The sequence below is a fragment of the Stenotrophomonas sp. 05L44_2 genome, from assembly GCF_056665995.1.
The window spans coordinates 1-2612 of sequence record NZ_JBFTNR010000600.1; the positions used below are offsets into that span (position 1 = coordinate 1).

The 2612-nt window shown below is 65.9% G+C and carries 2 protein-coding genes; both read right to left on the reverse strand.

The window, feature by feature from the left end; genetic code table 11:
• On the reverse strand, nucleotides 1-878 hold an 878-nt coding region (locus AC1VAN_RS17995; RefSeq protein WP_480986357.1), incomplete at its 3' end, for an amino acid permease.
• 97 nt (nucleotides 879-975) lie between these two features.
• On the reverse strand, nucleotides 976-2451 hold the full coding sequence (locus tag AC1VAN_RS18000; protein WP_442251846.1) for an amino acid permease: 1476 nt from the start codon (nucleotides 2449-2451) through the stop codon (nucleotides 976-978).
• Nucleotides 2452-2612 lie beyond the last annotated feature (161 nt).

A 2612-nucleotide genomic window follows, 5' to 3' on the forward strand; every position in this document is an offset into this window, starting at 1 on the left:
TGGTAGGGCACCAGGCCGGTCATGACCGCGGCCATCGCGATGTACAGCACCGTGCAGATCACCAGCGACAGCATCATGCCGATCGGCATGTCGCGCTGCGGTTTGTGTGATTCCTGCGCGGCCACCGATACCGCTTCGAAGCCGATATAGGCGAAGAACACCATCGCCGCGCCACGCAGCACGCCTTCCATGCCGTACTTGCCGGGGCCTTCGTTGGCCGGGATGAACGGGGTCCAGTTGCTGGTGTCCACGTACTTCCAGCCGACCACGATCACCAGCACGATCAGCCCGGTCTTGAGGATGACCATGGCCATGTTCATCGCCGAGGATTTGCTGATGCCGACGTAGCACAGCCAGGTCAACAGCAGCACCAGGATCGCGGCGGGAATGTTGGCGATGGCGCCGGTGGGCCGCAGCTGCGCATCCAAGGGGGCGCTGACCAGCGCCGCCGGTAGATGGATGTCGAAATGGCTGAGCAGGCTGAGGAAATACCCGGTCCAGCTGACCGCCACGGCCGAGGCGGAGACGCCGTACTCGAGCACCAGCATCCAGCCGATGAACCAGGCCGAGAGCTCGCCGAAGGTGGCGTAGGTATAGGTGTAGGCGCTGCCGGAAACCGGCACCATCGCCGCGAACTCGGCATAGGCCAGGGCGCAGAAGGCGCAGCAGATCGCGGCCAGCACGAACGAGAGCATGATGGCCGGGCCGGCGTGGTTGGCGGCGGCCTGGCCGGTGATGACGAAGATGCCGCCGCCGATCACGGCGCCGATGCCGAGTGCGGTCAGGCCCCAGGGGCCGAGGTGGCGACGCAGGCTCAGGCCGTTGGCGTCTTTATGGGCGGCATGCGGATGCTTGGTGGCCCACAGTTGCTTGAACATGTGTGGTGGTCTTGTGCGATGCGCCCGGTGACCGGGCGCGGGCGGAAATGCTTGCGGATATCGACGAGCCGGCGCAGGGGCTGGCCCGTCGGGAGGATCAGGGCGACTTGGCCAGCTTGCTGTGGCGCATGCCGTAGCCGAAGTAGATCAGCAGGCCCAGCACGGTCCAGCCTACGAACAGGTGCCAATGCACCACGAACGCCTGCCAGAACAGGAACAGGCACGACAGCGCGCCCAGCGGGCAGATCACCCACACCAGCGGCACGCGGAACGGACGGTGCAGCTTCGGGCGGGTGTAGCGCAGGATCAGCACGCCGATGCAGACCGTGGCGAAGGCCAGCAGGGTGCCCATGGATACCAGTTCGCCCAGCACGTTCAGGGGCACCAGGCCGGCCAGCGACGCGGCGATGACGCCGACCACGATCGTGGCCCAGTACGGCGTGCGGAAGCGCTTGTGGACCTTGCCGAACACTTTCGGCAGCAGGCCATCGCGCGAGATGGTGTAGGCGATGCGGGTCTGGCCCATCATCATCACCAGCACCACCGAGGACAGGCCGGCGATCGCGCCGATTTCCACTGCGGTCTTCAGCCAGGACAGGCTCGGGTAGGCTTCCAGCGCGGTGGCCACCGGCTTGTCGGTGCCCAGCAGGTGGTAGGGCAGCATGCCGGTCAGCACCGCGCAGACGATGATGTAGACGATGGTGCACACCGCCAGCGAGCCGAGCAGGCCGATCGGCATGTTGCGCTGCGGGTCCTTGGTTTCACCGGCGGCGGTGGAGACCGCATCGAAGCCGATGTAGGCGAAGAACACGATGGTGGCCGCGCGGAACACGCCGCTCCAGCCGAACTCGCCGGACACGCCGGTGTTTTCCGGGATGAACGGGTGCCAGTTGGCCGGGTCCACGTGGGCCGCGCCGATGCCCACGAACAGGCAGATCACGAAGACCTTGATGGCCACGATGATCGCGTTGACGAACGCGGACTGGGTCACGCCCACGTACAGCAGGCCGGTCACCGCCGCCACGATCAGCACCGCCGGCAGGTTGAACAGCTTGCCGGAGGCGGCGAACTCGTGCCCGTTCCAGGCGATCGGCGCCGCGCTCAGCGCGTCCGGGAACGGCATGTGCAGCGTGGTGGTGATGAAGCTGATCAGGTACGCCGACCAGCCCACCGCGACCGAGGCCGAGGCGAACAGGTACTCCAGCACCAGGCACCAGCCGATGAACCAGGCCATGCCCTCGCCGAGCGTGGCGTAGGAGTAGGAGTAGGCGCTGCCGGAGACCGGCATCATCGCTGCGAACTCGGCGTAGCACAGGCCGGCCAGCGCGCAGGCGATGCCGGCGAACACGAACGACAGCATGACCGCCGGGCCGGCGTGGTTGGCCGCGGCCTGGCCGGTAAGCACGAAAATGCCTGCGCCGATCACCGCACCAATGCCAAGCATGATGAGGTGTTTCGCCGTGAGGGTCCGTTTCAACGTGGCTTCGCCATCCAGGCTGCCTTCGATGGGTTCGCCGGCATCGACGTGCCCGGCCGGTTCGACCGGCTTGACCCTCAACAGAGCTTTCAGCATGCAGTACTTCCTGATGATCGGATTGGGAGGGCCGCCAGTACATTGCCGGCGGCCTGGAATCGTGAAAGCCGTGCGAACGGCCCGCTGTACCTTAGCCAATGCTGAAGGCACCGCACAAGCGCAAACGCAACAATGTACGGCGATAATGGCAGGTATTTTTC

Bases quoted from the DNA above. Each gene is read 5' to 3' on its own strand.
- AC1VAN_RS18000 (WP_442251846.1), bottom strand. From the start codon at position 2,451: ATGCTGAAAGCTCTGTTGAGGGTCAAGCCGGTCGAACCGGCCGGGCAC.